We start from the raw sequence: 3,978 nt of genomic DNA, 5'->3' as shown, positions 1-3,978 counted from the left end.
TCTACCGACCGCTGAATGAGACCGCGATGCGCACCATTGTGCAGATGAAAGTTGACCAGGTGAGTCAACGCCTGCATCGGCATTATGGTCTGAAAACGGAAATCGATGAGAGTCTGTATGACGCCCTGACAGCAGCCTGTCTGCTGCCGGACACCGGGGCGCGCAACGTCGACAGCCTGCTCAATCAACAAATTCTGCCGGTGCTGAGTCAGCAGCTGCTGACCCATATGGCGGCAAAACAGAAACCGCAGTCGCTGCGGCTTGACTGGAATGATAATGAGGGCGTTGTCCTCGCATTTGATGAACCGGCGACAGTGCCTGGCAGAGGATAAGAGCGATGAATGATTCCGTAATTGCCCTGGCAAAGGACAAAATAGATGCGCTTTTGGGGATGTCCCGCTACAGGCTGGATGTTCATGCGTGTCCGCATTTTCTCGATGTTTTCAATTTTCGGGGTGAAGAAAAACTCAGTGAGCCCTGGCACTATACCGTCAGGGTGACCTGTACTGCGGGTGACATTGCCAGTGACAGCGTGCTGCTTAAACCGGCGGCGTTTACATTCCAGACACCGTTGTATAACGGAATGCCCGCCACGTCAGTGCGCACTGTCTATGGCGTGGTCCACACCTTTCAGCGTCTATCAACGTCGGCTGATGAGACCCACTACACGCTCAATATTGTGCCGCGTATTGCGCTGCTACAGCATACCAGACGTAGCGAGATATATCTCAATCAGTCCGTAACGGAAGTGGTTGAGAAAATCCTGCGTTCACACGGGCTGGAAGGGCCCGATTTTGAATGGCGTCTGTCGCAGTCTTACCCGGTGCGTGAGCTCATCACACAGTGGCGTGAAACCGATCTGGAGTTCCTCCAGCGTCTCCTGGCCGAAGTGGGTATTTTCTGGCGCTTTGAAATGGATGGCCGCCTGGAACAGGACGTGGTGATTTTTCAGGACAGCCAGGCACAGTATCAGTTTGGGGTGATTCTGCCGCTGATCCCGCCGTCGCGCACCAGTGATAACGGCCAGCTCAGCGTCTGGAATATCAAAACCCGTCAGCAGGTTGTCTCCGGGAGCGTGGCGACCCGGGATTACAACTACCGTCAGGCACTGACGCCGTTGGACAGCTCCGCGTCAGTCAGCAGCATCGAGGGCATCACGACGGGTGAGGTTTATCACTATGCAGAACCTTTCCTCAGTGAAGGTGACAGGGATACCCCGGAAAGCGGCGCGTATTACGCCCGGCTGCGTCATGAACGCATTCTGAATGCGCAGCAGGGGGTTGTCGGGAAAACAACCAGTCCGGTGCTGGCACCGGGTGAGGTGCTTGAACCGCAGGGTTCGCTTCCCGCCAACCTGAAAGACGGTATCGTCATCACAGGTGTGCAAAGCAGTGGTTCGCGTAAGCAAAGCTTTACGATGACCTTTACCGGGATCCCCTACAGTGAAGCCGTGTGCTACCGCCCACCGTTACATAATCGCCCGGTGATTGCCGGTACGTTGCCTGCCCGTGTGGAAAGCACCGAGAAAGGCGATATCTATGCCTGGCTGGACAGTCAGGGGCGTTACCGGGTGAAGCTTGATTTTGACCGCAATGGCCGTGAACAGGGCTATGCCTATCTGTGGCTGCGAATGGCCAAGCCGTATGCCGGAGACAATTACGGTTTCCATGCCCCCCTGCTTGACGGTACCGAAGTTTCGGTGATGTTTGATGCGGGTGATCCTGACCGCCCGTATATCGCCCATACCCAGCATGATTCTGAACACCCGGACCCCGTCACCGATGATAACCACACGCGTAACGTCCTGCGTACACCGGCAAACAACAAACTTCGCCTGGAAGATAAGCGTCAGGAAGAGCACATCAAGCTCGCAACTGAATACGGCAAGACTCAGCTGAATATCGGCCATCTTGTGGATGGCCAGCGTGAACAGCGTGGTACCGGCTTTGAACTGCGCACCGACGAGTTTGGCGTCCTGCGTGCGGGCCGCGGCGTTTATCTGACCGCAGATGCGCAGATAAAAGGCCAGGGACAGATGCTGGAAATGTCGCCAGCCGTCAGCCAGATAACTCAGGCCAATAGCGAGATGCAGGCGCTGAACGGCGCTGCCGAACAGGCGAAAGCCCTGACCTGCGATATTCAGACGCAGAATAATCTGGTGCAGAGCCGACTGAAAGACTTGCAGTCGGCGGTTGTGCTGGCCTCTGCCCCGCAGGGAATGGCGTTCACCTCAGGCGAGCACCTGCAGCTGACCAGTGCACAGAACATCATGATCACCGCCGGTAAACATGTTGATATCGGGGCAATGAAAAATGTCACGGTCAGCGCGGGGCAGTCACTGGGGTTATTTGCGCATAAAGGCGGGGCAAAAGTCATTGCCAACCTGGGTAATGTCGAAGTGCGCGCCCAGCACGGCACGCTTGAAATGAGTGCCGACCAGCAGTTCACGGTCACCAGCAGCAAGGATGAAATTATTATCAGTACGCCGAAAACCCTGACGCTTAACGGTGGCGGCTCATACCTGAAGCTGAGTGAAAGCGGTATTGAGCACGGGACTCATGGGGACTTCACGACTAAAGCGGTACGCTATCAGGTGCCGATGTCTGCGGCAAATATGCAAAGTGAAGCGCCCGTTTTCGATAAAACCACATTTGACCTTCTACCACCTGAGTCAGATGGGATGATGTCACGCTAGGGAGTACCTTAATGAAAATAACCTCTTTGCTTACAACTTTGTGCTTTATTGCAACTCTGGGAAGTGCAAATGCGGCTGATGTTAACTGTGCTTCACCAGAAAAAACAACTTCGGAATTTTATCACTGGTATCTGCAGGAACTAATTCAGAATAAATATCCGCTGACTTCATCTGCAGCTAACCATAAGAATAGCCTGAAGAAATGGGTTTCCCCTGAGCTGCTTGAAAGTCTCAGGGAATCACTGTCGAAAAATGATCTGGAGGCAGAATACTTCACGGATGCGCAGGATATTTTTGATGACTGGGTGAATCATATAGACACTCATCAGGTTAAAAAAAATGAACATAAAGCTGATGTGAGATTGCAGTTAGGTATTAGTGAAATTAAGAAAATTTATGATGTATCACTGGATGATAATCATGGGTGCTGGAAAGTGAATAATGTTGCCTCTGAGTGATAGCTTAATCATATAAATAAAGGACGAGTTTATGTGGGATGTACAAAAAGCAGTTCAGTATTTGAATGAAAATGCCGAGCCATCATCCACAGGTTATTGTGCCCGTTATGTTAAGAGTGCAATCAGCTCAGGGGGAGAGATAAATGCCTGGCCCTCAATAGTATCCGCAAAAGACTATGGTCCAGCACTTATCGAGAGGGGGTTTGAGATCATTACCACGCCTGGTAGCCACATTGCCGGGGATGTAGTTATCATTCAGGGGATCAAACAATCAGATTTTCCAGTGGGTAAAATAAAAAAAGATCATCCTCATGGACATATGGCCATGTTCAATGGCCTGCAGTGGGTTTCTGATTTCAAACAAAATAATGGCTATTATCCTGGCGGAGACTACCGCAGGGCAAAACCCCCATTCGTCTTCTATCGACATAAAGATGCCAATGCTCAGCCATCAGAAAACCGTGGAGCCCCGTCAGCATCGACCATAAAGGTCTGTTTTCCCGCCCGCAAGCAAAACGGAGAGAACTACGCCACGCTGGATGAAATGATGTGTCTTATTGGTCAGGAGCCACACGGCACCTGGCTGGCGGGCACAAATAAGATGTGGCATGGCGGTATCCATATCACTCAGAAATCAGCCCCGGGGTCAGTACTTACACCGGAAACGAGGGAGACCGCGGTTCCGCTGCAGTGTATGGCGGACGGTGAAGTGGTGGCCTGGCGCCTGAATAAGGATTATCAGAAGAGTACTTTCCTGAGTCATTCCATTCAGTACACAACAACCTTTGTGCTGGTGAAGTCGGTCTGTCAGCCAGACCCGAACAA

3 protein-coding genes and 1 pseudogene are annotated in these 3,978 nt (G+C 52.1%); all 4 read left to right on the top strand.

The genetic code is table 11. The annotated features are described in order from the left end of the window. Positions 1–332, top strand: a 332-nt coding sequence (locus tag ACLRGG_RS20295; RefSeq protein ID WP_503827134.1) for a ClpB D2-like domain containing protein, incomplete at its 5' end; no start/stop codon positions are given. 5 nt (positions 333–337) lie between these two features. Next, complete coding sequence (locus tag ACLRGG_RS20290) at positions 338–2,695, top strand: type VI secretion system Vgr family protein (protein WP_416251451.1); 2,358 nt, start codon at positions 338–340, stop codon at positions 2,693–2,695. Between the two features lie 11 nt (positions 2,696–2,706). After that, positions 2,707–3,153, top strand: coding sequence for a DUF3828 domain-containing protein (locus ACLRGG_RS20285; protein WP_416251450.1), 447 nt, complete (start codon positions 2,707–2,709; stop codon positions 3,151–3,153). Between the two features lie 31 nt (positions 3,154–3,184). Next, a pseudogene (locus ACLRGG_RS20280) lies at positions 3,185–3,978 on the top strand (hypothetical protein); the annotation flags it as partial.

Origin of the sequence: Erwinia sp. PPS120 (assembly GCF_047918655.1) — a bacterium.
GTDB classification, from domain to species: domain Bacteria; phylum Pseudomonadota; class Gammaproteobacteria; order Enterobacterales; family Enterobacteriaceae; genus Erwinia; species Erwinia tasmaniensis_A.
The sequence above is the reverse complement of the archived record's forward strand: the minus strand, read 5'-3'. Positions and strand labels throughout refer to the sequence as shown.